The sequence below is a fragment of the Kribbella sp. NPDC049227 genome (genome assembly GCF_043197265.1).
Lineage (GTDB): Bacteria > Actinomycetota > Actinomycetes > Propionibacteriales > Kribbellaceae > Kribbella.
Genome location: NZ_JBICST010000004.1, coordinates 392,916 through 414,706, shown reverse-complemented (window position 1 = coordinate 414,706; position 21,791 = coordinate 392,916). Strand labels below are relative to the sequence as shown.

Below are 21,791 nucleotides of genomic sequence, written 5' to 3'. Positions count from 1 at the left end.
CGGTCTTGGCTTGATGCCTCAGACATTTCCAGCAGTAGCGGACAGGTTGTGGCCGCTACTACTGGCAATCTGGAGTCATGTCCGAAACCTCGGCCCGACTCCTCTCGCTGCTGTCCCTGCTGCAGGCCCGCCGCGACTGGCCGGGCGCGCTGCTGGCCGAACGACTCGAGGTCAGCCCGCGTACGGTCCGCCGCGACGTCGACCGGTTGCGCGACCTCGGCTACCCCGTGCGCGCGTCCAAGGGACCGGACGGCGGCTACCGCCTCGATGCGGGGGCGGACCTGCCGCCGCTGCTGTTCGACGACGATCAGGCGATCGCGGTCGCGGTCGCCCTGCAGACCGCGACCACCACGGTCACCGGGATCGAGGAGGGCGCGTTGCGCGCGCTCGCCACGGTCCGCCAGGTGATGCCGGCCCGGTTGCGCCAACGCGTCGACGCACTCCAGGTCACGACGGTCGACAAGTACGCCGACAGACGTCGTACGGCGGTCGACTCGGACCAGCTGATCGCGGTCGGCATGGCGGTCCGGGCGCACGAGGTACTGCGCTTCGACTACGCCTCACCGGGTGCGTCGGACGAGTTCGTCCCGCCCCGGAAGGTCGAGCCGCATCATCTCGTGACGTGGGGTGGGCGGTGGTACATGGTCGGCTGGGATCTCGGCCGGAAGGACTGGCGGACGTTCCGGGTGGATCGGATGACGCCGAAGACGCCGACCGGTCCGCGGTTCACGCCGCGTGAGCTGCCCGCGCCGGACGTCGCGACGTACATCTCCGGCAAGTTCAAGGGCCGGGGTCAGTTGCCGTGCACGGGCGAGGCGATCCTGCAGGCGAAGGCGTCCGACATCGTCCAGTGGGCCGGCGGTGGGGCGATCGTCGAGGAGGTCACGGCGTCGAGTTGCCGGCTGACCCTGAGCAGTTGGTCGTGGACCGGACTGGCGGCGACCTTCGGCATGTTCGAGTGCGACCTCGAGTTCGTCGGCCCGGCCGAGCTGATCGACGCCGCCCACCACCTCGCCGCCCGCTACACCGCGGCCGCCTCATGACGGCCGAGCTGATCGTCGCGGACGCGGCCGGCTGGCACGACTGGCTCGCCGAGCACCATCGTGAGCCCGACGGCGTCTGGCTGGTGCTGGCGAAGAAGAACGTGACCACGCCGACGAGCCTCACCTACGACCAGGCGCTCGAGGAGGCGCTGTGCCACGGCTGGATCGACGGTCAGCGCAAGAGTCGCGACCAGCACACGTTCATCCAGCGCTACACGCCGCGGCGGTCGCGCAGCCTGTGGTCGCAGCGGAACGTCGGCCTCGTCGCCCGGATGGAAAGCGAGGGCCGGATGCTTCCGGCCGGCCGCGCCGAGGTCGAGCGAGCCAGGGCGGACGGGCGCTGGGACAAGGCGTACGGCGGCTCGAGTGCGCTGGAGATCCCCACGGACCTGGCCGAGGCATTGGCCGCGGAGCCGCAGGCCCAAGCGATGTTCGAGATCCTCACCAGTGCGAACCGCTTCGCGGTCGTCCACCGGGTCAACGAGGCGAAGCGGGCCGACACCAGGGCGAAGCGGATCGCGCTGTACGTCGAGCAGTTGGCGCGTGGCGAGACGATCTATCCCCAGAAGCGGACGCTTTAGAGCATGTCGAGTGTCGCGTCCTGGCCTTTGGTGAGCGGGAAGTAGGCCAGGAACGTCACCCCCTGCTCTTGGCCGTCGAAGTGGGAGATGCGGTCACTCGCCGGCTCGTAGAACACGTCGCCCGGCTGGAGAATGCGCGGATCGTCGTCGCCGACCTGGTACTTGACCGAGCCGGTCTCGATGCTGCCGAACACCGGTCCGTTGTGGACGTGCGCGCCTGCCACGCCGTTCGGCTCGATGGTGATCCGGCGAACCTCGACCCGCCGTACGGCGAGATCGTCCGGCAGTTCCTGGTCGAGCACGACGGCTCGGCTCACGGCTGCCACTTCCGGCTCGCCAGGCAGCGTCCCGACCCTCTCGCCGAACTCGGCGCACTCGCCCTCGTGCGGGAGGTGCTCGATCGCCAGATGGGTCATCGAGGACGTCGTCCTGGCGCCGTGCCAGTGCCACTCGCCGGGCTTGATCCGGACGCGATCGCCGGTCCGGATCGCCTCCACCGGGCCGCCCTTGCGCTGGACCAGACCGATGCCCGCGGTCACGACCAGCACCTGCTCACCGTCGTGGCGATGCCAGCGGGTGCGCGCGCCCGGGGCGAACGTGACGCTGTCGATCTGCGTCGACGGCGCCGGGCCGGGTCGTACGACGCTCTCGATCCAGGCCTCGCCGGTGATCCAGGCGTCGGAGGCGACGGTGCGGGGAAACGGTGGGCGATCGATGTCCATGCCGAGATCGTACATACCAATAGGTACAGAGTGCACGCGCTTTTGTCCGGCCGGCTCCCGGGCGACCTGTCAGTACAGAACCGGGTTCAGGGGTGAGGAGATCGGCTCGCCGGGCTCGTTGCCAGGCATCCAGGTGGCGAGGTCGGCCTCCTGGAAGCTGTTGACCGGCGGGGCGATCTCCATGGCGGCGTCGACGTAGATGATCGTCATCACCCGCCGCGGTACGTCGGTCGTGTTCGGCGGCGCGTGGTGGAAGGTCCAGCCGAGGTGGTAGCTGACCTCGCCGAGCTCGTACGGCTCGGAGACCTCAGCGAAGTTCTGCTCGGCCAGCGCCTGCTGCAGGACTTGTTCGGACTCGTCGCTGATCGGCAGGTCCCGGCCGTGCTCGAAGACGTGGCTGCCCGCGGCGAACGACAGCGGGCCCATCTCCATCGGCGTCTCCTGCAGTGGCACCCACACCGTCACGCACCGGTCGGTCGCGAACGGCCAGTAGTACTGATCCGCATGCCAGGGTGTGACGCCACCGCCGGACTCCTTGTAGAGCGCCTGGTCGTGGTACAGCCGGACCGACTGGACGCCCAGCAGTTGCGCCGCGATCCGGGCCAGCCGCGGTGAGGAGACGAAGTCCAGCACCTGTTCGCTGTCCTGCCACAGGTTCATCACCTGCAGGAACGCCTTCCCGTAGGTGTCGCGCTCGTCCAGCGGGAGGTCCTGGGTGTTCAGTTCGATCACCTTGCCGGTGATCTCCGGCTCGTACGCCGCAATGGTCTCGGGGCTGAGCACGTTCTTCAGCTTGACGAAGCCGTGCTCAGCGAAGTGCGCGATGTCGGACCGGCTGAGGGTGTAGTCGGTCACGAGCTCTGGGCGGGTCAGAGTCATGCCACCCAAGGGTTCCGGGGTGAGTAATCGTTGTAAAGATCAGTGATCAAATCTTTGCCCTGTCGTGCGCGTGCTGGCGCTGATCGGCGAACCGGTCCAGCGCTGCCAGGATCAGCTCCCGCATGCCCACTCCGCCGGCGCCGTGGCCGGCCTGTTCGAGCAGGTGAAGCTCCGCGTCCGGCCAGGCCTGCGCCATCCGCCAGGCGATGTCCGGCGGGCTGCTGATGTCGAGCCGCCCGTGGATCAGAACCCCGGGAATGCCGGCCAGCTTCCCGGCCTCGCGAACCAGCACGTCCTCCTCCAGCCACGCCGCGTGACCCCAGTAATGGGTGACGAGCCGGGCCAACCGCATCCGGATGACAGGGTCGTCGTACCGCGGGTCCGGCTTGTAGTTCGGGTGTGTCGCGATGTGGGTGTCCTCCCAGTCGCACCAGGCTCGGGCGGCCTTCTCCCGGACGGCGGGATCCGGGTCGTGCAGCAGTCGGCTGTAGGCGAGGGCCAGGTTCCCGTCCCGCTGGTCCGCGGGAACGACGTCGCGGAACCTCTCCCATTCCTCGGGGAAGACGCGGCCCATGTCCCGGGTGATCCACTCGACCTCACGCCGGGTCGTGTTCGTGACGCTGAACAGCACGATCTCGGACACCGACTCCGGGTGCTGTTCGGCGTACGCGAGACCGAGTGTCGCGCCCCAGGAAGCGCCGAGCAGCAGCCACTTGTCGATGCCGAGCTGTTGGCGGAGTTGTTCGAGGTCTGCGATCAGGTGGGCGGTCGTGTTGGTGCTCAGGTCCACGTCCGGCTCGGCTGCGTCCGGCGTACTGCGGCCGCAGTTCCGCTGGTCCATCAGGACGACCTTGTACTTCGTCGGGTCGAAGTACCGCCGCCACCACGAGCCGGCGCCGGACCCCGGGCCACCGTGGATCACCACCGCGGGCTTGCCGTCCGGGTTGCCGCAGACCTCCCAGTAGACGCGGTGCCCGTCGCCGACATCGAGCATCCCCTGGTCGTACGGCTCCGTCTCGGGATACATGCACGCTCCTCCGGCCAGATATAACAGCGCTGTTGCATCAAACATAACAGCACTGTCAGATTTCGGGAGACGCAGGTGGGATGCGCCACAGTCACCCGTGCGCGTGAGGCGGTTCACTCCTCGGGTGGAGGTGTGGTGGGCCGGGGTGGGTGGACAGTGATGGTGTGACCACGTCGGTGGCGGTTCGGACGGTCGGGCCCAGGGTTCGCGATGTCATCGCGGTGGGCCGGCCGGCCTTCTGGGCAGTGTCGGTGGTTCCGTACTACGTGGGCATCCTGCTCGCGACGCACCGCCTGGTGCCGCCGCTCGAGGAGTGGCCTCGGCTGATTGTCGGTGCGGTGGTGATGGGGCCGCTGGTGTGGCTGGCGGTGCTGGCTGTGAACGACGCCTACGACCTGCCCAGCGATCGCCTCAACCCGCGCAAGGCGAAGTCCCCGCTCCTCGACGGACGGATCACGCTGCGGGCGGCCAAGCGTCTCGCGTTCGCCGCCGCGGTCGCGGCCGTCGGGGTCAGCCTGCATGTCGGCATGGTGTTCGCGCTCGGGGTCCTGCTGGCAGTGCTCCTCGGGTATGCCTACAGCGTCCCGCCGATCCGGCTGAAGACTCGCGCCGGCTTCGACGTCGCGGTCAACGCCCTCGCCCTCGGTGCGTTCGGGCCGCTCGCCGGCTGGGCCGCGATCAACCCCGACCTCGGCGACTTCCCGTGGCTGATGGGCCTGCAGGGAACCCTCGCCGCAGTGGGCCTCTACCTACCAACAACTCTCGCCGACCTGGATGCCGACCGAGCCGCCGGCTATCACACGATCGCGGTGCGCTTCGGCGCCCGGACGACGTACCTGATCGGGTACGGCGCCTGGATCGCGGCCGCAACGCTCTCGGTCGTGCTGGCCGCGACCGGAACGATCATCCCGCGCAGCATGCTCCCGTTGGAGTTGGTGATGGTGCCGGTCCTGGTTGCGGCGTACCCGAAGCTGATCGGTCCGCGGCAGTCGTTCAAGGGGATCATCGTGCTCGCGTCGCTGTTCCTCCTCCCGTGTGGCACGTTCGCCCTGACCTACACCGGCGTCCTCTGAAAGTGGGCGAGGGAGCCCGACTCCAACGCTGTCCAGACCGAGCCGTCGGCGTCGACCGCCAGACCGTGCGGCTCGGAGCCGTCGCCTAGCGGGACCTGAGTGATGAGGTTGCCGTTGGCATCGAGTTGGGCCAGGGAATGCGTACCCCACAAGGTGATCCAGCAGCCGCCGTCGTCGGTCGCCACGACCGCGTGGGGCTTGGATCCTTCGGGGAGTGGGAACTCCTCGATCGTCCCGTCGGTTGCGATCCGCCCGGCCCGGTCGGCGAGGATCTCGACGAACCACACTGCGTCGGGTCCGGCGCTGATCCCCACGGGTCCTGCGGCCGCGGTCGGCAGGGGATAGGTCGTGACCTCGCCGCTCGTGGTCATCCGGCCGATCGCGTTGCCTTGGTTGAGTGTGAACCACAGGTCGTCGGTGGCGGTGATCATCGCCGGGAATCCGCCACTGGTTCCGATCGGGTACGTCGTGACGTCGCCGTCGACGGTGATGCGGGCCAACTGATCCGCGTTCATCAACGTGCACCACAAGGCGCCGTCCGGTCCCACACACAGGCCGTACGGCGCCCCGGCCGCCGCGAACCCCGAGATGTTGCCCTCAGCATCGATCTTGCCGATGTGGTCGTCTCCGTTCCGAGTGAACCAGACGGCGCCATCAGGTCCTGGCACGATCACACTCGGCCGCGAACCAGATGCATCGAGATCGAACCGATCACCAGGAGCCCGGTCCGCGGGTCGCGAAAGGCGCGCGACCACGCCGGCGTGGACCAGTGTCGTCCACACCGCGCCGTCGACGACGGTGACGCCGTACGGGCCCTCGTTCGGGCCGGCGACGGTGAACTCAGTGAGTGACAAGGCAGATCACCTTCAGATCGGGGGGCGCTGGCGGTGTTCACTAATGCGACTGATGTTGCATTAAGATGGTGTCATGACGGATGCGGCACGCGCAAGCAGGCCGGGCGGACGTACGGCGCGGGTGCGGGCGGATGTGCTCGCGGCGGTCGAGGTCGAGTTGGCCGAGCACGGGTACGACGGGTTGACCATCGATGCGGTCGCGGCGCGGTCCGGCGTCCACCGGACGACTGTCTATCGCCGGTGGAAGACCGTTGCGGGCCTGCTCGTCGATCTGCTCCAGGCCGGCGCGGATGATGCCTGGGCGCCTGCCGACACGGGCTCGCTCGAGGGCGATCTGATCGCGATCAACCGCGAGGTGTTCGCCGCGCTCACCGCCCGTCCGTCCGTCACCCAAGCGGTGATCGCAGCCTCCTTCCGTACGCCGGAGGCCGCCGAAGCCCTCACCCACTTCTGGACCGACCGCTACGCCCGCACGGAGACCGTCGTACGCCGGGCCGTCACCCGAGGCGAGGTTCCCTCGTCAACCGACCCGCACCAGGTGGTCATGACCGCAACCGCCCCGCTCTACCACCAACTGGTCCTCCTACGACAACCCATGAGCCAGGCCATGGCTGTCCACTATGCGCAGGTAGCCGCCGCGTCCGCCCGGGGCGGATTAGGGTCAGGGGACGGGCGAGCGTGAGGAGACTGTGTTGACTGGACGGTTGGCGAACGAAGTTGTGCTGGTAACGGGGGCTGCTCGGGGGATCGGCCGAGCGGTGGCGGTGAAGGCGGCTGCCGAAGGCGCGGCCGTGGGGCTGGTCGACGTACTGGCGGATCAGTTGACCGCAACGACCGCGGAGTTGCAGGAGTCCGGGGCGAAGGCCGCAGCCGCGGTGGGGGACATCACCGACGAGGCCTCCGTACGGCACGCGGTGGACAAGCTGACGAACGACCTCGGGCAGCCGGTCACCGTGCTGGTCAACAACGCCGGCAAGAACGCGTACGCCGACGCGACCAAGATGACCGTGGACGAGTGGGACAGCGTGTTCGACGTGGACCTGAAGGGCGCCTGGCTGATGGCGCGACAGGTGCTCCCGGCAATGATCGCGAACCGGCACGGGTCGATCGTCAACATCGCGTCGATCCACTCGCAGCTGACCACCGCGGGGATGTTCCCGTACGCCGCGGCGAAGTCCGGCCTGGTCGGGATGACCCGGTCACTCGCGCTGGATGTTGCCGAGCACAACGTCCGGGTGAACGCGGTCAGCCCGGGCTACATCGGCACCGACCTGCTCGAGGAGTTCTTCGACACGATCCCGGGCGAACGCGAGAAGGCGCTCGGCGTCCACCCGCTCGGCCGGATCGGTACGCCGGAGAACGTCGCGGAGGTGGTCTGCTTCCTGGCCTCCGAAGCCGCCGCCTTCGTCACCGGCGCCAACTGGGCCGTCGACGGCGGCCTCGGCGTCCGCTACGCCTGACCCCCGGCCCTCAGTTGGTCGGGTGGTAGGCGCAGTCGTCCGCCAGGTCCCCAGGAGTGGTCTTGGTGGTCGTCGGCTTGCCGGTCGGCTTGCGAGTAGGTGCCGTCGTCGGGTGCGGCTTGGGGGCCGCTGCCGGGTTCAGGGCGCGCTTGATGATCTCGCGCATCCCCGCGTAGTTCGGGTTGCGCCCGTTCGGGAAGTTCTTCTTCTTGTCCAGGTCGATGTTGGTGATCTTCGCCGACTTCACCCGCTGGCCGAGGGTGACGAACTGCGGCAGCAGGTTCTGCGGAATGTCGGTCCGGATCAGTTGCTCGCCGGCCTTCGCGATCGACTGGTAGTTGGCGAGCACGTTCTGCGGGGTCGCACGCTCGACGATCGCCTTGATCGTGCAGCGCTGCCGGGCCTGCCGGGCCAGGTCCGCGCCGGGCACCCGGTAGCGGCCGCGGGCGAACCACATCGCGTCGAAGCCGTTCAGCTCCCGGTCCGGCCCGGGCTGCAGGTAGCGGCTCGGCGGGATCTTCTTGTCGTCGTCGCCCCCGACCGGGACCGGGTAGTTGATGTTGACCTTGATCCCACCGAGCGCCTGCACGAGTTGCGAGAACCCGATGACGTTGATCTGCACGTAGTAGTGCAGCTTCAGCCCGACCGCCTCACCCACCGACAGCTTGAGCACGTCGGCGCCCTCGTTGTCCGACGGGCCGAGGATGCCGGGGTACTTCTGCGGGATCATCCGGTACATCGCGTCCAGGTAGTAGTCCGACTGCTCGCTGTCGCCCTTCCGCGGATCCCAGAACCCGGTCGGATACTTCTCGTGCAGCGGTGAGTCGGCCGGGAACGGCATCCGCATGAAGTTTCGCGTCAGCGAGATCAGGGCGGTGTCACCGGTCTTGGTGTCGATGCTGGCCACGATGACGGTGTCGGTCCGCGCGCCGTCCCGGTCCGCGCCGTCGTCCGCGCCGAGCAGCAGCACGTTCAGCCGCGGGAACTGGTCCCAAACGTTCTTCTTCGCGGTGATCGTCGGCCGGGTCTGGCTCTTCGACTCCTCCCCGCCGAACACCTTCTGGACCAGGCTGCGCTGCGCCATCAGGGTCTCCGCGCCCATCGCCGTACTGGCCGCCATCCCGAAGCACACCAGCCCGATCACCAGCGACCCGAACATCCGCGCACCGGGCCCCGCGGCCAGCGGGCGCAACATCTTGTACGACGTGATCAGGACGACGACCCACAGGAGCGCGACCGCGGCCAGGCCGGCGACCATCCACAGCAGCAGGGTCGGGTCGAGGGCCCACGCGATCACGTCGTCCCGGCGCTTCAGGCCGACGTACGCCGCTGCGGCGTACCCGGCGAGGCTGAGCATCGTCACGGCGGTACCGAGGCGGACCCGGCGGGCGACCAGGTACGCCGTCCCCGGGAGAAGCGCCCCGAGGACCGCCAGACAGGCAGCGGCGACCGAGGTGTGCCGGCGGGGCCTTGCTCTCCGGGCGCGGGTGGAGCCAGAGGCGCGGCGGGCTCTGCTGCTCGAGGACATGGGCTCCACTCGGCGGTCGACGGCAGGACAGGTGGACGCGTCCCCGGTGCGCGTCCACTTCCTTCGATTCACCCGGGCGGCAAAAAGTTGGCATGATCTTCCAGGTGACCGACATTCAGGTACGAAGGGCGAAGCCGGACGACGCGGAGGCCTTGGTCCGGCTCCGTGGACTGATGCTCGCCGCGATGGGCACCGACATCGGCGGACCGGACGCTCCCTGGCGGCCGATCGCGCTGGCCTGGTTCGCCGAGCGGCTCGCGGCCCCCGACACGTTCGCGGCGTACGTCGTGGACGACCCGGCAGTTGGCGTGGTCGCGGGCGCGGCGGGCGACGTACTCGTCCACCCGCCGGGCCCCAAGGACCTCACTACGTACCGCGGTCACCTGTACAACGTCAGCACCGAGCCGGACTTCCGGCGCCGAGGCCTGGCGCGGGCGTGCGTCGGCGCGCTGATGGACTGGTTCCGCGACGAGACCCCTGTGGGCGTGGTTGAGCTGAACGCGACCGATCTGGGCATCGAGCTCTACCGGGAACTCGGCTTCAGCGAGTCCCGCTACCCGGCTCTGCGTCTGCACCTGACCCGCTGACCCGCCACGGCATCATCCGGCGAATCTGGCTTCACCTGTGGATGAGAAGGGTTTCGGGGCACAGTGGCAAGAGGAGAGTGAGAAGACGCCCGCCGGGGTGTCGTGAGGAGCTCACCGGATGCGCCGCTGGAGTGTTGTCAGGACGATCGGGCTCGCCGCCGCTGTGGTGGTCGCGATCGGGGCCCTGTACGAGCTGCCGGCCAGCCCGTTCGCCCGCCACGGCTACCCGTCGAAGCCGGGTGCCGAGAGCGCGCAGGCGTCCGCGCAAGGCGTCGTACCGCAACTGTCCAGAACGGCTGCACCTGGTGAGACGCCGGTGCCGGCCAAGCCGAAGCCGGCGATCAGGTACCCGATGCGCGGGCCGCAGTCGTACGCCGTTCTGCCCGAGAATCCGGCGGTGATCGGGCGGGCCGGGACCTTGCTGACGTTCCAGATCGCGATCGAGGGTGGCATCACGGGGATCGATCGCGCTGAGCTGGCGCGCTTCGTGCGGGCGACGTACGGCGCTCCGCAAGGCTGGGCGTCGCAGGGGCAATGGCGGTTCCGGCAGGTCGGGCCGGGCGAGACGCCGGACTTCAAGCTGATGCTGGTCACGCCGGAGACGCGCGACACGATCTGCGGTGCCGCGCCGGATCGCTACACCAGTTGCCGGATCGGGGACCGCGTTGTCCTCAACGTGGCCCGCTGGGTGCACGGCGTACCGGACTTCGGTGCATCGCTGACGACGTACCGGCAGTACATGATCAACCACGAGACCGGGCACCGGCTCGGCCGCGGCCACGAACTCTGCCCGCGCCCGGGCCAACCGGCCCCGGTCATGCAGCAGCAAACCCTCGGTCTCCACGGCTGCACGGCGTACGCCTGGCCGTACCTCAACGGCGTGCGCTACAAGGGCCGCCTAGGTCAGTACGACGACCCGATTCCTCACTCCTGAATGATCGACAAGACGTTTCCGGCCGGGTCCTTGAACCAGGCGATCAGTGGGCCGACGCCACGGTAGACACCGAGTTCGTCCTGGTCGTCGTTGTACCGCTCGAACGTCACGCCGCGATCCGTCAGCTCACGCGCGGTCGACGTGATGTCCTCGACGGGGAAGTTGAGGACGGTGTACTCGGCCGGCACGTGATCCTGCTTCGGGTAGACGAGGATCGGGATACCGCCTGAGATCCGCAGCTGCAGCATCCCGTTCTCCTCGCCGACGGTCAGACCCAGCGTATTTCCGTAGAACTCCTTCGCGGTCGCGATGTCGTCCACGGAGAACCCGCTGAACGCCTTGGTGTCCTTGAACATCTCGAACCTCCTGGTCGACTTCCTGATATCAGGTACGTCGAGGCTGTCGACGGCTCTTCGACACCGCGGCGAACTCAGTTGTGCAGAGCCACCTGTGGGATCGCCTGCGTGACGGTGGCCGTGACCGCGGCGGATTCGAGGCCGTCGGCAACGGTGTGCAGGAGACGGACCAGGTGGGCCGCGTCGGTCGGGCCGAGAATCCCTGTGATCACGTCGAGAACGCGGACCGTCAGGCCGTCGAGCTGTGACAGCCGCGCCTGACCCAGCGACGTCACCGTGAGCCGCGGGGTGGTCCGGACCATGCCGAGGGCCTCGAGCTCGGCGATCGCCAGCTCCGCCTCGCCGGGCGTCGTCCCGACCTGATCTGCGACTTCGCCGGCGGTGCGGCGGCCGTTCGCGATCGCGTTCAGCATCAGCGCGGCCGGCATCTTCATCCCGACCGCGTCCTGCAGGCCGAGGATGAGTGGGTGCGCGTGGCCGCGGACTCGCTCGACCGCGTCGAGCAGACGGAGCGCGTCGCCGACATTGCCGATCAAGTGCTCGGTCTGGACAGCCTCGAGGCCGTTGGGTTGGACCCGATCGGATGGTTGCACGACTCCGTCGGCCACTCTTTCAGGGACCGCCAGTGCCTTCGTTCCAGCGTCTTCGATGGTCACGTCTCCAGCGTACGGAGTCGTTCCGACAGCCCGGCGTGTCGTTCCTGAGGAAACCCTATGAATCTGAACGCCTCGATCATCTACCCTCGCGAGCATGCGGTTGAACGGCAAACGGGCACTGGTGATCGGTGGAGGCGGCGGCGGGATCGGACGCGCCGTCAGTGCGGCTTTCGGGGCCGAGGGGGCAGCGGTGGTCGTCGCGGACATCGACCTCGGCCGGGCCGAAGAGGCGGCCGAGGCGCTGCGGCAGCGCGGCGCTACGGCGTACGCCGTGACCGGGGATGTCCGTTCGCTGCCGGACGTCGAGGCGATGGTTGCCGGAGCGGTCGAACAGCTCGGCGGGCTCGACGTGCTGGTCACGGTGGTCGGCGGGCAGGTCGCGTTCGTGCCGGCGGTCAAGCTGCACGAGATGGCCGACGAGGACTGGGACACCATCTACGAGGTCAACCTCCGCTACGTGGCGCGCGCGGTCCGGGCAGCGCTCCGGGTGTTCCTCGACCAGGGCACCGGCGGCGCGATCGTCAGCGTCGGTTCGGTGACCGGCTTCATGGCGGCACCGCACCAAGCGGCGTACGGCGTGATGAAGGCAGGACTCCTCAGCCTGGCCCGGACGGTCGCTGCCGAGTACGCCGGCGACGGCATCCGGATGAACGTCGCGGCGGCCGGTGCGATCGCGACCGCCGTGGCCAACGCGAACGTGGACGCCGAGGTCGTCGAGGAGATCCCGGTGGGCCGGTTCGGCCGATCGGAAGAGGTGGCTGATGCTGTTGTCTACCTGGCCTCGGACGCCTCGGCGTACATCACCGGCCAGCAGGTCGTGCTGGACGGTGGCGTCTCCGTGCGCGGGCCGTTCGACTGACGATCACGACAGTCGAAAACCTGCTCGAAGAATTGGGTCCTGCCCGGTCTCGAAAAAGTTTGCCCGCAGCCGGACAAATCGCGATCGAGGCGTGACTTAGCGTCCGCGTCCTCCGTTGGATCTGACGTGACGGTGAACACACGGCGCACCGGCACCGCGCTCGCTCCGCGTTCCCAGGCCGCACATCTCGAAGACAGCCAGGAGGACCAGTGACAACCGCCACCGCCACCCAGACGTCTGAGCGCCGACGCGTCCGAGTCTGGTTCGGTGAGCACGTGATCGCCGACTACAACGCCGAGCCGGCGTTGGCCGAACGGTACGCACACGCCATGAGCCGTCGCTTCGCCGGACTTCGGGTCACCAACGACCCGATGCCCGCCGTGGACCGGCTCCCCGACCCCCTGCCCGGCGAGCGCATGTGGGACGTAGCACCCCGCTGAGAAAGCCCCCGGTACCTTCTCGCGTTCCGTTTCTCACCAGACAACCCACCCGGAAACGCGGCCGGTCGAGAACCTCACCTCGATCACCTGAAGGCATCGGTGCCGGCGGCAAGCGAGTGTGGGCGATCTGCCCCTCGCTTGCCGCCGTTTCTCCCCTGCACACATGCGCCTGACAGCACCACCTGACACCGAGAACCACGTCCGCACCGGGATCCCCAAGGTCCGGTGCGGACGTTTCGTTGGTCAGAGGTTGGCGTAGTACTCGGGCCGCATCTGGATCAGCTGGACATAGTTGCCGTCCGGATCGATCAGCGTCGCGAACCAGCCGACGCCGCGGTCCTCCGGCTGGACCAGCCACTCCACCTCGAGAGTGCGCAGGTGCGCGGCCGTCGCCTCGATGTCGTCGACGGCGAAGTTCACGATGCACCGGCCGGGCTCGGCGGTCTTCACGGCGACGTCGTCGCGGTGCTCGACGACCAGGCCGAACCCGCCGAGGTTCAGGTTGCCGTAGCCGTCGACCTCCGCGTGGAAGCCGTCGCGGTACCAGGCCTTCAACCGGTCGGGGTCGGCACTGCCGAGCAACATGCTGTTGAGAACGGGCTGAGCCACGGTGTCTCCTGTGTCCGTCGAGCTGCCGATCAGCTCACACGTCCGGTACGTCGGAGTCACCTCGGCCGTCTCGACATCCTCAGCTCCCGGCGATGAACTCCGCCACGATCGGGCCGAGCACCTCCGGGTCGACATCGTGCGGCTGACCGTCCATTGTCAGCCGCCGGCCTTGCGGCAGCAGGTCCGCCACGATCTGCGCGGTGTTGCGCCGCCACTCCCGGCTCTGGCCGCCGTCGATCACCAGCGTCGGCACGGTGATCGCGGTCGCCCAGTGAGCCGGGATCGTGAAGTCGTCCATCAGCAGTACGTCGTACGCCAGCGTCGGAGCCAGTGCCTCGAGGTCCTTCCACAGCGGGGCGTTCCGCAGCGGTGCGACCACCTCGGCCGGCATCTCCACGGCGGTCACCAGGAACAGTTCGGTCGCGTCGCCGTACCGGTCCTGCGCGACCAGCTCTTGCAGCCGGTTCGCGAGATCGACCGGCACAGATCGGGTGTCGTCCAGGATGAACGGCGGTTCGATCAGCAGCAGCCCGCGGATCGGAACCCCCTGCGCGGCGGCCTCCGCCGCGAACACGGCACCCGTCGAGACACCCAGCGCGTACGCCGAACCTCCCACGACGTCGACGACCGCGGCCAAGTCCTCCAGCTCACGCTCGACCGCCCACGGCTGCACGTCGCCACTGTCCCCGCGGCCACGCCGGTCGTACGTCGCCACCGTGAACCCGTCGGCCAACCGTTTCGCCAAGGGAGTGAACGTCCGCCGGTCGTTCAGCGCCCCACCGACGAGCACGATCGCCGGACCGCTGTCGCCGTACACCTCGACCACGATCGGTGTCCCGTCGCGCGACACCACGGTCTCGATGCGCGGCCGCAACGCCGCGGTGGAGGGAGATCGCTGCGGGGCGGACTCGCCGTACAGCCCACCCAAGTAGGCGAACAGGTCGCTGTGTCCGTACAGCCGGGGTTCGGTGTGCTGAGCCAGTCCCTCGAAGTACCGCTCGTACCGCCGCCGCGTCGCGTCGACCTCGCCGGCATCGTCCAACCGCTGCAGGCAGAACGCGCGGACAGTCTCCAGCAACCGATAGCGCGACCCCGACGTTCCATCCACACGCACGACCAGCGACCGGTCGACGAGCCTGGTCAGAAGCTCCGCAACCTCAGCCACCGGTACGTCGTCACCCGCGCACACCGCCTCGGCCGCGGCCAGCGTGCATCCGCCAGGATGTGGTGCGAGCCGGCGCAGTACGGCGCGTTCGGGTTCGCCGAGCAGGTCCCAGCTCCACTCGACCATCGCTGACAGGGTCTGCTGCCGATCCGGCAGACCGCGCTGGCGGTACCGGTTGTCGAAGCGGTCGACAAGGTCGTGAACGTCCATCGCGCCGACCCGGATCGCGGCCAGTTCCAGTGCAAGCGGCAAACCGTCCAGCCGCTGGCACAACGCGATGACCGCATCGGTGTTGTCAGCGGTCAGCCGGAAGCGCGGATCGGCGGCCTCGGCGCGGGCGACGAAGAGTTGGACCGCCGCGCTGTCGGCCGCGTCGGTGCCGGCTGTCGGCAGGTCCAACGGAGGGACCGGCCGCCGGTGTTCGCCGGCGATCGACAGGGGTTCGCGGCTGGTGGCGAGAATCCGCACACCCGGCGAGCGCAGGAGTCCGGTCGCAACCTCCGCGGCCGCCTCGATCACGTGCTCACAGTTGTCGAGGACAACAAGTACGTCGGCACCCGGCTGCACGGCCGCCTCGACCAGCGTCGACACCTCGCGCGCGGAGGCTCCCGGCTCGAGCGCGGCCAACTCCACCAGCCAGACCCCATCGGGTGAGTCGACGCGGCGAGCGGCCGCGAGGGCGAGGCTCGTCTTGCCGACCCCACCCGCGCCGGTCAGCGTCACGAGCCGCGCGGACTCGAGCTGCTCCACCACGTCGTCGACCGCCGCGTCCCGGCCGATCAGTTCCGTGAGCCCGGCCGGAAGGTTGCTCTTCGTCGCGGCCGTCGCAGCCGGCTCCTCGGTCAGGATCTCCTGATGCAGCGCTATCAGCTCTGCGCTCGCATCGAGCCCGAGCTCGTCCCGCAACCGATCCCGAAGGTCGCCGTAACTCTTCAACGCCTCGGCCTGCCGCCCGGACCGATGCAGCGCCTTCATCTGTACGGCGCGCAGCCGCTGCCGCAACGGGTGACGCGCGACGAGCTCCGCCAGCTCGGCGACCAGGTCCTCGTGCTCACCCAGCACGAACCGCGCTTCGGCGTACGCCTCCTGGACCGCGAGCCGCTCCTCGTCGAGCCGGTCGATCGTCGCCCGGGCGAACGCTTCCTGCGCCACATCGGCGTACGCCGGACCGCGCCACAGCGTGAGCGCGTCGGCGAGGGTGGCGGCGCGCATCCGGGCGCTGCCGGTCTGCCGGGCGCGAGTGGCGAGGGCACGGAACCGGCCCGAGTCGACCGCCTCCGGTGCCACCGCGATCAGGTAGCCGGCTGGTCCGGTCCGCACGAGGTCTCGAGCCCCCGGCTCGGCGTCCTCCAGCGCCCGCCGCAGTTGGGAGACCCGGGTCTGCAACGTCGCGGTCGGGTTGCCGGGTAGCTCGTCACCCCACAGATCGTCGATGAGCGTCGTCACGGCGACCGGGCGACCGGCGTGCAGCAGCAGGTCGGCCAGCAGCCCCCGCACCTTGCGATCAGGGATCCGCACCGCCTGGCCGTCGTCGGTCCACGCAGTGACCGGGCCCAGCACGCCGAAACGCATGCGCCTCAGACTAGATCTTCCAAAGGTTTTCTGAAGTGGTCCGCTCCAGGCTTGCCGCCATGACGACCATGACGAAGCAGTCCGCACCACCACTCCTGCTCGCCGGCGCGATCGCCGGCCCGCTGTACGTCGGCATCGGCACCATCGAGGCGATCGTCCGCGACGGCTACGACATCCGCAGGCACTCGCTGAGCCTGCTCGCGAACGGCACCGGCGGCTGGATCCACTCGACGATGATGGTCGTGACCGGCCTGCTCACCGTCGTCGGCGCGCTCGCGCTGCGCCGCGCCGGACTCCGATCCCGCTGGGCCGTCGGCGGCCTCGTCGTGTACGGCGCAGGCGTCGCCGCTGCCGGTCTGATGCGGGCCGACCCGGCCGACGGCTTCCCGATCGGTACGCCCGCCGGAATCCCGGACAGCGTCAGTTGGCACGGGTTCGGCCATGTCATCGCCGGGTTCATCGGTTTCATCGGCCTGATCGTCGCCTGCTGCGTGCTCAGCCGGAGGTTCGCCCGCCAGAACGAGCGAGGCTGGTCCCGCTTCTCCCTGGTCACCGGTGTGGTCTACTTCCTCAGCCTCGTCGGCCTGTCCACCGGCGGCGGCAGTACCGTCGGCAACCTCGGGTTCACCGTCGCCGTGATCCTCGGCTGGACCTGGTTGACCCTCCTGATGCTCCACGCTCGGACGGAGGAGGTCCGATGAAGTTCACTGCCGAACTCTTGTCCACGGGCAAGAACACCGCCGGCTTCGAGGTACCCACCGATGTCGTCGAGGCGCTCGGCGGCGGCGGTCACCCGAAGGTCAGCGTCACCGTCAACGGCTACACCTTCCGCACGTCGATCGCCCGGATGGGTGGCCGCTACCTGCTGGGTTTCAGCGCCGAACGTCGTACCGAGGCAGGCGTCGTACCCGGCGGGGTGATGGAGGTCGACGTCGAACTCGACACGGCCGAGCGGGTGCTCGAGGTCCCCGAGGAGCTTGCGGCCGCGTTGGCGGCGGACGGGAAGGCCAAGGAGTTCTGGGAGACGCTGAGCTACAGCAAGCAGCAGTGGCACGTGCTGCAGGTGACGTCCGCGAAGACCGACGCGACCCGGGAGCGCCGGATCGAGAAGTCGATCGGGATGCTGCGCGAGGGCCGGGCCCGCTGATGCGGTTCATCGCCGTACTGCGTGCCGCCGAGGACCACGGGTTTCCACCGCCGGAGCTGGCGGAGGGGATCGCCGCCCTCGGCGCGGAGGCGGTCCGGAGCGGGGTGCTGGTCGACACCGCCGGTCTGTTGCCGGTGGCAACCGCTACCAGGGTCGCCGTCTCCGCCGGGACGCTGACCGTCAGTGACGGACCGCGAGACGACGCGCTGCCGGTCGGCGCGTACGCGGTCTACGACGTGGCGAGCCGCGACGAGGTCGTCCACTGGACCAAGCGTTTCATGGACCTCCATCGCCGGACCTGGCCGGGCTGGGAAGGCGAGTCCGAGATCCGCCAGGTCTTCGGCCCGGAGTCCTGACCCTCTACTGTTGCGGCGTGGACTGGCCGGCTGGGGTGACGACGGGACCGATCCGGCCTGAGGATGTGCCGGCCGTGGTCGAGGTGGCGAACGCGATCGCCGCGGCCGACGCGACTGGCGAGTACGTGACCGTCGAAGGCATCACCGAGGCCCTCGAGGACGCCGACTCGCTGGCCGTGTGGCTTGACGGCCGGCCGGCCGGTTACGGCCTCGCGCCCGAGCCGCACGTGCGCGACGGCCAGGCCATCGTGAAGGTGAGGGGCGGCGTTCATCCGGAATCGCGGCGGACAGGCCTAGGTGGTCCGCTGCTCGATTGGCAGGTAGGACGTGCTCGTGAGTGCGGCGCAGACCTCGTCGACGTCGAGGTCCAGGCCGCCAACCCCGGCGCCCTCGCCCTGGTGGCGAGCCGCGGCTTCGAACCGGTCCGCTACTACGCCTTGATGCGGCGCTGGTACGACGACCAACCGGTGCCGCTGACGCCCTTGCCCGACGGTTGTGCGCTGATCGGATTCGATCCCCGCGACGACGAGAACCTCCGGCTCGCGCACAACGAGATCTTCGTGGACCACTGGGGATTCGCGCCGAAGAGCGAGGACGACTGGAAGAAGTGGTTCACCGGCAACCGTCACTTCCGGCCGGCACTGTCGCGGATCGTCGTCGACGGGGATCGGATCGCGGCGTACGCGCTGGGGTACGAGTTCCCGGTCGACACCGAGAAGACCGGCGTACGCGAGGTGTGGATCGGGCAGGTCGGGACTCGGCGGGAGTATCGCGGCCGTGGGTTCGCCCGCGCGGCGGTGAGCGCCGTACTGCGGGTCGGCCAGGAGTCCGGTTTCGAGCGGTCCTCGCTCGGTGTGGACGCCGACAGCCCGACGGGCGCCGGCCGGCTGTACGAGTCTCTCGGCTTCACCGCCATCTCGAGCGAGATCCTGCACCGGCTCTCACTCGTACGACGGAGTGCGCCGGACTGATCTCCGTCGTGGGAGCCAGGTCCGCGGGACCCGGGTGAGACAGACTGAGACGATGGGAGGACTCGAGCGGCTGGGCATCCCCGGTCCACGCACGCGGGATCGGGTGATCGACGTCGCCGTCGTGCTCGCGGTCGGCGTCGCGGCCTCGGTGCCGTTCATCGGCCGCGAACCCGGAGCCGTCACCGCGCTCGGTGTCGTCGCCAACCTGGCCACCGTGATCCCGCTGCTCTGGCGGCGCCGCTGGCCGTTCGGCGTGATGGTCGTGGTCGGTGCGGCCGCGGTGCTGGTCTCGCTCCACCATCGACCGGGCCAGAACCTGCAGTACGGCGGCCTGGTCGCGATCTACACGCTCGCCAGCCTCGGCCACAAACAGTGGCAGCGGATCGGGCTGCTCGTCGTCATCCTGGTCACGTTCCCGCCGGCGTCGCTGCTGCTGAAGCACAACGACCTGGACGAGTTCATGTTCACCTTCCTGCTTCCGGTAGCCGCCTTCCTGGCCGGCTCGCTCGAGCGCAGTCACCGCGAACGCGCCGCTCAGCTCGAGCGGGAGCGTTTGTCGGAGGCCGCCCGGGCCGCCGCCGAGGAACGGGCCCGGGTCGCCCGCGACATGCACGACATCCTGGCCCACGCGGTCACGCTGATGGTCGTCCAGGCCGAGGCGGGGCCGGTCGTCGTACGCACCGATCCGGACCGGGCCGAACGCGCCTTCGACGCGATCGCCGACGCCGGCCGGGACGCGATGATCCAGCTCCGCCGGCTGCTCGGCGTACTCAAGGCGGGCGAGGACCGGGCGCCGCAGCCGACGCTGGCTTCGCTGCCGGACCTGGTGACGGGTACGGCGTCGTTGGAGGAGACCGGCGGACGACGCGCGATGGCGCCGGACACCGAGGTCGCGGTGTACCGGATCGTCCAGGAGGCGCTGACGAACACGGTGAAGCATGCGCGCGCCACGCGGGTCGCCGTACGGCTGGACTGGTCGGAGGCAGGGTTGGAGCTGTCGATCACGGACGACGGGATCGGCGCCGAGGTGTCGGCGGGCGGGCATGGGCTGGTCGGGATTCGCGAACGCGCCGCTGCCTGTGGTGGCTTCGCGGAAGCCGGGCCGCTGGGTGGTGGCGGGTTCGAAGTGCGGGCCAGATTGCCTTATCTGGAAGGGGTTTCATGATCCGGGTGGTGCTGGCCGACGATCAGGAGCTGGTCCGCAGCGGTTTCGCGATGATCCTGGACGCTCAACCCGATATCGAGGTCGTCGGTGAGGCGGCCGATGGTGCCGAGGCGGTCGAGCTTGTCCGGGCCCTCACGCCCGACGTAGCTCTCCTCGACGTCCGGATGCCGCGCGTCGACGGCCTCGCCGCGGCCCGCACGATCTGCGCGGGCACCCCGACGAAGGTGGTCATGCTCACCACCTTCGACTCCGACGACTACGTGTACGACGCGTTGTACGCCGGGGCCAGCGGGTTCCTGCTGAAGGATGTCCGGCGGGACGACCTGGTGCACGCCGTACGCGTTGTGGTGGCCGGCGAGTCTCTGCTCGCGCCGAGCGTCACCCGTCGCCTGATTGCCGATCTGACCCGGAGCCGTCCCCGCAGTACGCCGGCCGCAGCGCTCGACGTACTCACGAGCCGCGAGCGCGAGACTCTCGTGCTGCTCGCTCGCGGCTTGTCGAACGCCGAGATCGCGACCGCCCTGACTGTCAGCGAACACACCGTCAAGACCCACGTCAGCAACACCCTCACCAAGCTCAACCTCCGCGATCGGGTCCAGGCCGTCATCGCGGCGTACGAGACTGGGCTGGTCACTCCCACGAACCAGTAGTTGCCGGAAGCTCCCTCTTGTCGGCGATGTGGTGGGTGGTCGTGGTGACGACGCTGGAGGAATGAAGAGACTAGGAATGATCGCGGCCGGACTGCTGGTTGCCTACGGCATCATTCGGTTGATCGAGGGGATGGACGGCTCGCACGGGCCGGGACTGGGGTGGACGGCCGGACATCTGCTGTTCCTGGCCGGGATGCTGGTGTTCGCTGTGGTGCTCGTCCTCGCTCGCGGCGAGCTGATCCGGCGACGCGGCGTGGGGACAGCGGCTGTGGTGGTCGGGCTGTTGGGAGTGGCGGCGTTCGTCCGGGTGATCCTGGTGGACCTCATGGTCGGCTTCCGCGCCGAGGACCGGGCCGGTATGTCGCGGATCAGCGACGAGTACGACCGCTGGCCGGGCAACCTGGACATCTACGAACCGCTGTCCACCGTCGGCCCCGCGTTGTTCCTGGTCGGACTGCTCGCGTTGGCGGTACTCCTCGTGCTCGACCGCCGCCTGCCGGTCTGGTCACCGATCCTGCTGGCGGCCGGCTTCGCCGTCATCACCGCCAACCTGGACCTGATGCCGCTCGGCGGCCTGCTCCTGGGCGCCGCCTTCGCGTCAGCAGTACGACCGGCACCCACGGTCGACGCCGTACGCACGCCGGACCTTGGCAACCGACGAGACGGGTGACAGCTGCCCACCGCCGTTCCAGCTGGCCAGGAAGGGCTGTGGTGGCGCAGCCCCCCGCCGGATCCACCACTTGCCCGGAGCCGTCGGCCAGCTGATGCCGAAATGCAGATGCGGTGGCGTCCCACGAGCACTCCCGGTCTTGCCGGTCAGCCCCAGAGTCTGCCCGGCCCGGACCGTCAACCCCGGCCGGATCCCGCCCGCGATCGCCGACAGATGAGACCCGTAGTACCGAACCCCGTCCACTCCCACAACGGACACCGACAGCCCACCCCGGTCCCGCCCCACATTCGTCCTCGCATCCCACCCGTCCACCCGCGTCACCTCGTCCACCCGCCCATCAACCGGCGACACGAACCGGCACCCCACCGCCGCAAAGATGTCCGCCGCCGGATAGTCATGATGACTCCCCGAAGCATCCCCCCGACAACCCCCCACCGGAAACACATACCGAACCCGCGCCGTCGTCGGAGCCGTCGGTGACGGCTCG

At 69.1% G+C, this 21,791-nt stretch carries 26 protein-coding genes; 16 read left to right on the top strand and 10 right to left on the bottom strand.

The window, feature by feature from the left end; all coding sequences use genetic code 11:
* Positions 1-77: 77 nt before the first annotated feature.
* Entirely contained in the window at positions 78-1,043 is a 966-nt protein-coding gene (locus tag ACGFH6_RS19760) for a helix-turn-helix transcriptional regulator (RefSeq protein WP_393385565.1), read from the top strand.
* Complete coding sequence (locus ACGFH6_RS19755; RefSeq protein ID WP_393385563.1) at positions 1,040-1,624, top strand: YdeI family protein; 585 nt, start codon at positions 1,040-1,042, stop codon at positions 1,622-1,624. The genes ACGFH6_RS19760 and ACGFH6_RS19755 overlap by 4 nt, the downstream gene beginning before the upstream one ends.
* Here the strand turns inward: ACGFH6_RS19755 and ACGFH6_RS19750 are convergent.
* The 3 genes from ACGFH6_RS19750 to pip all read right to left on the bottom strand — a co-directional run bounded on the left by ACGFH6_RS19750 (position 1,621) and on the right by pip (position 4,252).
* Positions 1,621-2,346 carry a cupin domain-containing protein gene (locus ACGFH6_RS19750; protein WP_393385561.1) on the bottom strand — a complete coding sequence of 242 codons (726 nt, stop codon included), beginning with the start codon at positions 2,344-2,346 and terminating at the stop codon, positions 1,621-1,623. The two genes, ACGFH6_RS19755 and ACGFH6_RS19750, sit on opposite strands and share 4 nt — an antisense overlap.
* Before the next feature lie 69 nt (positions 2,347-2,415).
* Positions 2,416-3,225: a phytanoyl-CoA dioxygenase family protein gene (locus ACGFH6_RS19745; RefSeq protein ID WP_393385558.1), complete on the bottom strand. Its 810-nt coding sequence runs from the start codon at positions 3,223-3,225 to the stop codon at positions 2,416-2,418.
* A 46-nt stretch (positions 3,226-3,271) separates the two neighbouring features.
* Positions 3,272-4,252 (bottom strand): prolyl aminopeptidase, encoded by a 981-nt coding sequence (gene pip, locus ACGFH6_RS19740; RefSeq protein WP_393385555.1) that lies wholly within the window; start codon positions 4,250-4,252, stop codon positions 3,272-3,274.
* A 164-nt stretch (positions 4,253-4,416) separates the two neighbouring features.
* Here pip and ACGFH6_RS19735 point away from each other — a divergent pair, with 164 nt between their 5' ends.
* Positions 4,417-5,325, top strand: a complete 909-nt coding sequence (locus ACGFH6_RS19735; protein ID WP_393385554.1) for a UbiA prenyltransferase family protein — start codon at positions 4,417-4,419, stop codon at positions 5,323-5,325.
* Here the strand turns inward: ACGFH6_RS19735 and ACGFH6_RS19730 are convergent.
* Entirely contained in the window at positions 5,307-6,179 is an 873-nt protein-coding gene (locus ACGFH6_RS19730) for a virginiamycin B lyase (protein ID WP_393385553.1), read from the bottom strand. The genes ACGFH6_RS19735 and ACGFH6_RS19730 overlap by 19 nt on opposite strands.
* 73 nt (positions 6,180-6,252) lie before the next feature.
* On the opposite strand from ACGFH6_RS19730, the gene ACGFH6_RS19725 reads away from it, so the two are divergent.
* Positions 6,253-6,861: a TetR/AcrR family transcriptional regulator gene (locus ACGFH6_RS19725; protein ID WP_393385552.1), complete on the top strand. Its 609-nt coding sequence runs from the start codon at positions 6,253-6,255 to the stop codon at positions 6,859-6,861.
* A gap of 10 nt (positions 6,862-6,871) precedes the next feature.
* Entirely contained in the window at positions 6,872-7,639 is a 768-nt protein-coding gene (locus ACGFH6_RS19720) for an SDR family NAD(P)-dependent oxidoreductase (RefSeq protein WP_131511824.1), read from the top strand.
* 10 nt (positions 7,640-7,649) lie between these two features.
* Here the strand turns inward: ACGFH6_RS19720 and ACGFH6_RS19715 are convergent, their stop codons facing one another.
* On the bottom strand, positions 7,650-9,167 hold the full coding sequence (locus tag ACGFH6_RS19715) for an LCP family protein (protein WP_393385550.1): 1,518 nt from the start codon (positions 9,165-9,167) through the stop codon (positions 7,650-7,652).
* A gap of 104 nt (positions 9,168-9,271) precedes the next feature.
* Between ACGFH6_RS19715 and ACGFH6_RS19710 the strand changes: the two genes are divergently transcribed.
* Together ACGFH6_RS19710 and ACGFH6_RS19705 are read left to right on the top strand one after the other, a co-directional pair.
* A complete protein-coding gene (locus tag ACGFH6_RS19710) occupies positions 9,272-9,754 on the top strand; it encodes a GNAT family N-acetyltransferase (protein ID WP_393385548.1) in 483 nt (160 codons plus the stop codon).
* Between the two features lie 118 nt (positions 9,755-9,872).
* Complete coding sequence (locus ACGFH6_RS19705; protein ID WP_393385546.1) at positions 9,873-10,688, top strand: DUF3152 domain-containing protein; 816 nt, start codon at positions 9,873-9,875, stop codon at positions 10,686-10,688.
* Here the strand turns inward: ACGFH6_RS19705 and ACGFH6_RS19700 are convergent.
* Positions 10,679-11,044: a VOC family protein gene (locus ACGFH6_RS19700; protein WP_393385544.1), complete on the bottom strand. Its 366-nt coding sequence runs from the start codon at positions 11,042-11,044 to the stop codon at positions 10,679-10,681. The genes ACGFH6_RS19705 and ACGFH6_RS19700 overlap by 10 nt on opposite strands.
* Positions 11,045-11,118: 74 nt before the next feature.
* The gene (locus ACGFH6_RS19695; RefSeq protein WP_393385542.1) at positions 11,119-11,700 is read right to left on the bottom strand and encodes a MarR family transcriptional regulator; all 582 of its coding nucleotides are present in this window, start codon (positions 11,698-11,700) and stop codon (positions 11,119-11,121) included.
* Between the two features lie 94 nt (positions 11,701-11,794).
* Between ACGFH6_RS19695 and ACGFH6_RS19690 the strand changes: the two genes are divergently transcribed.
* Both ACGFH6_RS19690 and ACGFH6_RS19685 read left to right on the top strand, forming a co-directional pair.
* Positions 11,795-12,559 carry an SDR family NAD(P)-dependent oxidoreductase gene (locus tag ACGFH6_RS19690; RefSeq protein WP_393385540.1) on the top strand — a complete coding sequence of 255 codons (765 nt, stop codon included), beginning with the start codon at positions 11,795-11,797 and terminating at the stop codon, positions 12,557-12,559.
* A 209-nt stretch (positions 12,560-12,768) separates the two neighbouring features.
* Positions 12,769-12,999 carry a hypothetical protein gene (locus ACGFH6_RS19685; protein WP_012924486.1) on the top strand — a complete coding sequence of 77 codons (231 nt, stop codon included), beginning with the start codon at positions 12,769-12,771 and terminating at the stop codon, positions 12,997-12,999.
* Positions 13,000-13,242: 243 nt separating this feature from the next.
* Here the strand turns inward: ACGFH6_RS19685 and ACGFH6_RS19680 are convergent, their stop codons facing one another.
* A complete protein-coding gene (locus tag ACGFH6_RS19680) occupies positions 13,243-13,608 on the bottom strand; it encodes a VOC family protein (protein WP_393385538.1) in 366 nt (121 codons plus the stop codon).
* Between the two features lie 79 nt (positions 13,609-13,687).
* On the bottom strand, positions 13,688-16,345 hold the full coding sequence (locus ACGFH6_RS19675; RefSeq protein WP_393385537.1) for an alpha/beta fold hydrolase: 2,658 nt from the start codon (positions 16,343-16,345) through the stop codon (positions 13,688-13,690).
* A gap of 59 nt (positions 16,346-16,404) precedes the next feature.
* Between ACGFH6_RS19675 and ACGFH6_RS19670 the strand changes: the two genes are divergently transcribed.
* The 7 genes from ACGFH6_RS19670 to ACGFH6_RS19640 all read left to right on the top strand — a co-directional run bounded on the left by ACGFH6_RS19670 (position 16,405) and on the right by ACGFH6_RS19640 (position 21,304).
* Positions 16,405-17,046, top strand: a complete 642-nt coding sequence (locus ACGFH6_RS19670; RefSeq protein ID WP_393385535.1) for a DUF998 domain-containing protein — start codon at positions 16,405-16,407, stop codon at positions 17,044-17,046.
* Positions 17,043-17,492: a YdeI/OmpD-associated family protein gene (locus tag ACGFH6_RS19665; RefSeq protein ID WP_393385533.1), complete on the top strand. Its 450-nt coding sequence runs from the start codon at positions 17,043-17,045 to the stop codon at positions 17,490-17,492. The genes ACGFH6_RS19670 and ACGFH6_RS19665 overlap by 4 nt, the downstream gene beginning before the upstream one ends.
* Positions 17,492-17,848 carry a YciI family protein gene (locus tag ACGFH6_RS19660; protein WP_393385531.1) on the top strand — a complete coding sequence of 119 codons (357 nt, stop codon included), beginning with the start codon at positions 17,492-17,494 and terminating at the stop codon, positions 17,846-17,848. Before ACGFH6_RS19665 ends, ACGFH6_RS19660 begins: the two co-directional genes overlap by 1 nt.
* A gap of 17 nt (positions 17,849-17,865) precedes the next feature.
* The gene (locus tag ACGFH6_RS19655; RefSeq protein WP_393385529.1) at positions 17,866-18,819 is read left to right on the top strand and encodes a GNAT family N-acetyltransferase; all 954 of its coding nucleotides are present in this window, start codon (positions 17,866-17,868) and stop codon (positions 18,817-18,819) included.
* Positions 18,820-18,871: 52 nt separating this feature from the next.
* A complete protein-coding gene (locus tag ACGFH6_RS19650; protein ID WP_393385528.1) occupies positions 18,872-19,984 on the top strand; it encodes a sensor histidine kinase in 1,113 nt (370 codons plus the stop codon).
* Positions 19,981-20,634: a response regulator gene (locus ACGFH6_RS19645; protein WP_393385526.1), complete on the top strand. Its 654-nt coding sequence runs from the start codon at positions 19,981-19,983 to the stop codon at positions 20,632-20,634. The genes ACGFH6_RS19650 and ACGFH6_RS19645 overlap by 4 nt, the downstream gene beginning before the upstream one ends.
* A gap of 61 nt (positions 20,635-20,695) precedes the next feature.
* Complete coding sequence (locus ACGFH6_RS19640) at positions 20,696-21,304, top strand: hypothetical protein (protein WP_393385524.1); 609 nt, start codon at positions 20,696-20,698, stop codon at positions 21,302-21,304.
* On the opposite strand, the gene ACGFH6_RS19635 is transcribed toward ACGFH6_RS19640, so the two are convergent.
* On the bottom strand, positions 21,233-21,739 hold the full coding sequence (locus tag ACGFH6_RS19635) for a M23 family metallopeptidase (protein WP_393385522.1): 507 nt from the start codon (positions 21,737-21,739) through the stop codon (positions 21,233-21,235). The two genes, ACGFH6_RS19640 and ACGFH6_RS19635, sit on opposite strands and share 72 nt — an antisense overlap.
* Positions 21,740-21,791: the final 52 nt, after the last annotated feature.

Coding starts and splice junctions, on each gene's coding strand:
- ACGFH6_RS19760 (WP_393385565.1), top strand. CDS start 78: ATGTCCGAAACCTCGGCCCGACTCCTCTCGCTGCTGTCCCTGCTGCAG.
- ACGFH6_RS19755 (WP_393385563.1), top strand. CDS start 1,040: ATGACGGCCGAGCTGATCGTCGCGGACGCGGCCGGCTGGCACGACTGG.
- ACGFH6_RS19750 (WP_393385561.1), bottom strand. CDS start 2,346: ATGGACATCGATCGCCCACCGTTTCCCCGCACCGTCGCCTCCGACGCC.
- ACGFH6_RS19745 (WP_393385558.1), bottom strand. CDS start 3,225: ATGACTCTGACCCGCCCAGAGCTCGTGACCGACTACACCCTCAGCCGG.
- pip (WP_393385555.1), bottom strand. CDS start 4,252: ATGTATCCCGAGACGGAGCCGTACGACCAGGGGATGCTCGATGTCGGC.
- ACGFH6_RS19725 (WP_393385552.1), top strand. CDS start 6,253: ATGACGGATGCGGCACGCGCAAGCAGGCCGGGCGGACGTACGGCGCGG.
- ACGFH6_RS19715 (WP_393385550.1), bottom strand. CDS start 9,167: ATGTCCTCGAGCAGCAGAGCCCGCCGCGCCTCTGGCTCCACCCGCGCC.
- ACGFH6_RS19705 (WP_393385546.1), top strand. CDS start 9,873: ATGCGCCGCTGGAGTGTTGTCAGGACGATCGGGCTCGCCGCCGCTGTG.
- ACGFH6_RS19700 (WP_393385544.1), bottom strand. CDS start 11,044: ATGTTCAAGGACACCAAGGCGTTCAGCGGGTTCTCCGTGGACGACATC.
- ACGFH6_RS19690 (WP_393385540.1), top strand. CDS start 11,795: ATGCGGTTGAACGGCAAACGGGCACTGGTGATCGGTGGAGGCGGCGGC.
- ACGFH6_RS19675 (WP_393385537.1), bottom strand. CDS start 16,345: ATGCGTTTCGGCGTGCTGGGCCCGGTCACTGCGTGGACCGACGACGGC.
- ACGFH6_RS19670 (WP_393385535.1), top strand. CDS start 16,405: ATGACGACCATGACGAAGCAGTCCGCACCACCACTCCTGCTCGCCGGC.
- ACGFH6_RS19665 (WP_393385533.1), top strand. CDS start 17,043: ATGAAGTTCACTGCCGAACTCTTGTCCACGGGCAAGAACACCGCCGGC.
- ACGFH6_RS19660 (WP_393385531.1), top strand. CDS start 17,492: ATGCGGTTCATCGCCGTACTGCGTGCCGCCGAGGACCACGGGTTTCCA.
- ACGFH6_RS19650 (WP_393385528.1), top strand. CDS start 18,872: ATGGGAGGACTCGAGCGGCTGGGCATCCCCGGTCCACGCACGCGGGAT.
- ACGFH6_RS19645 (WP_393385526.1), top strand. CDS start 19,981: ATGATCCGGGTGGTGCTGGCCGACGATCAGGAGCTGGTCCGCAGCGGT.
- ACGFH6_RS19640 (WP_393385524.1), top strand. CDS start 20,696: ATGAAGAGACTAGGAATGATCGCGGCCGGACTGCTGGTTGCCTACGGC.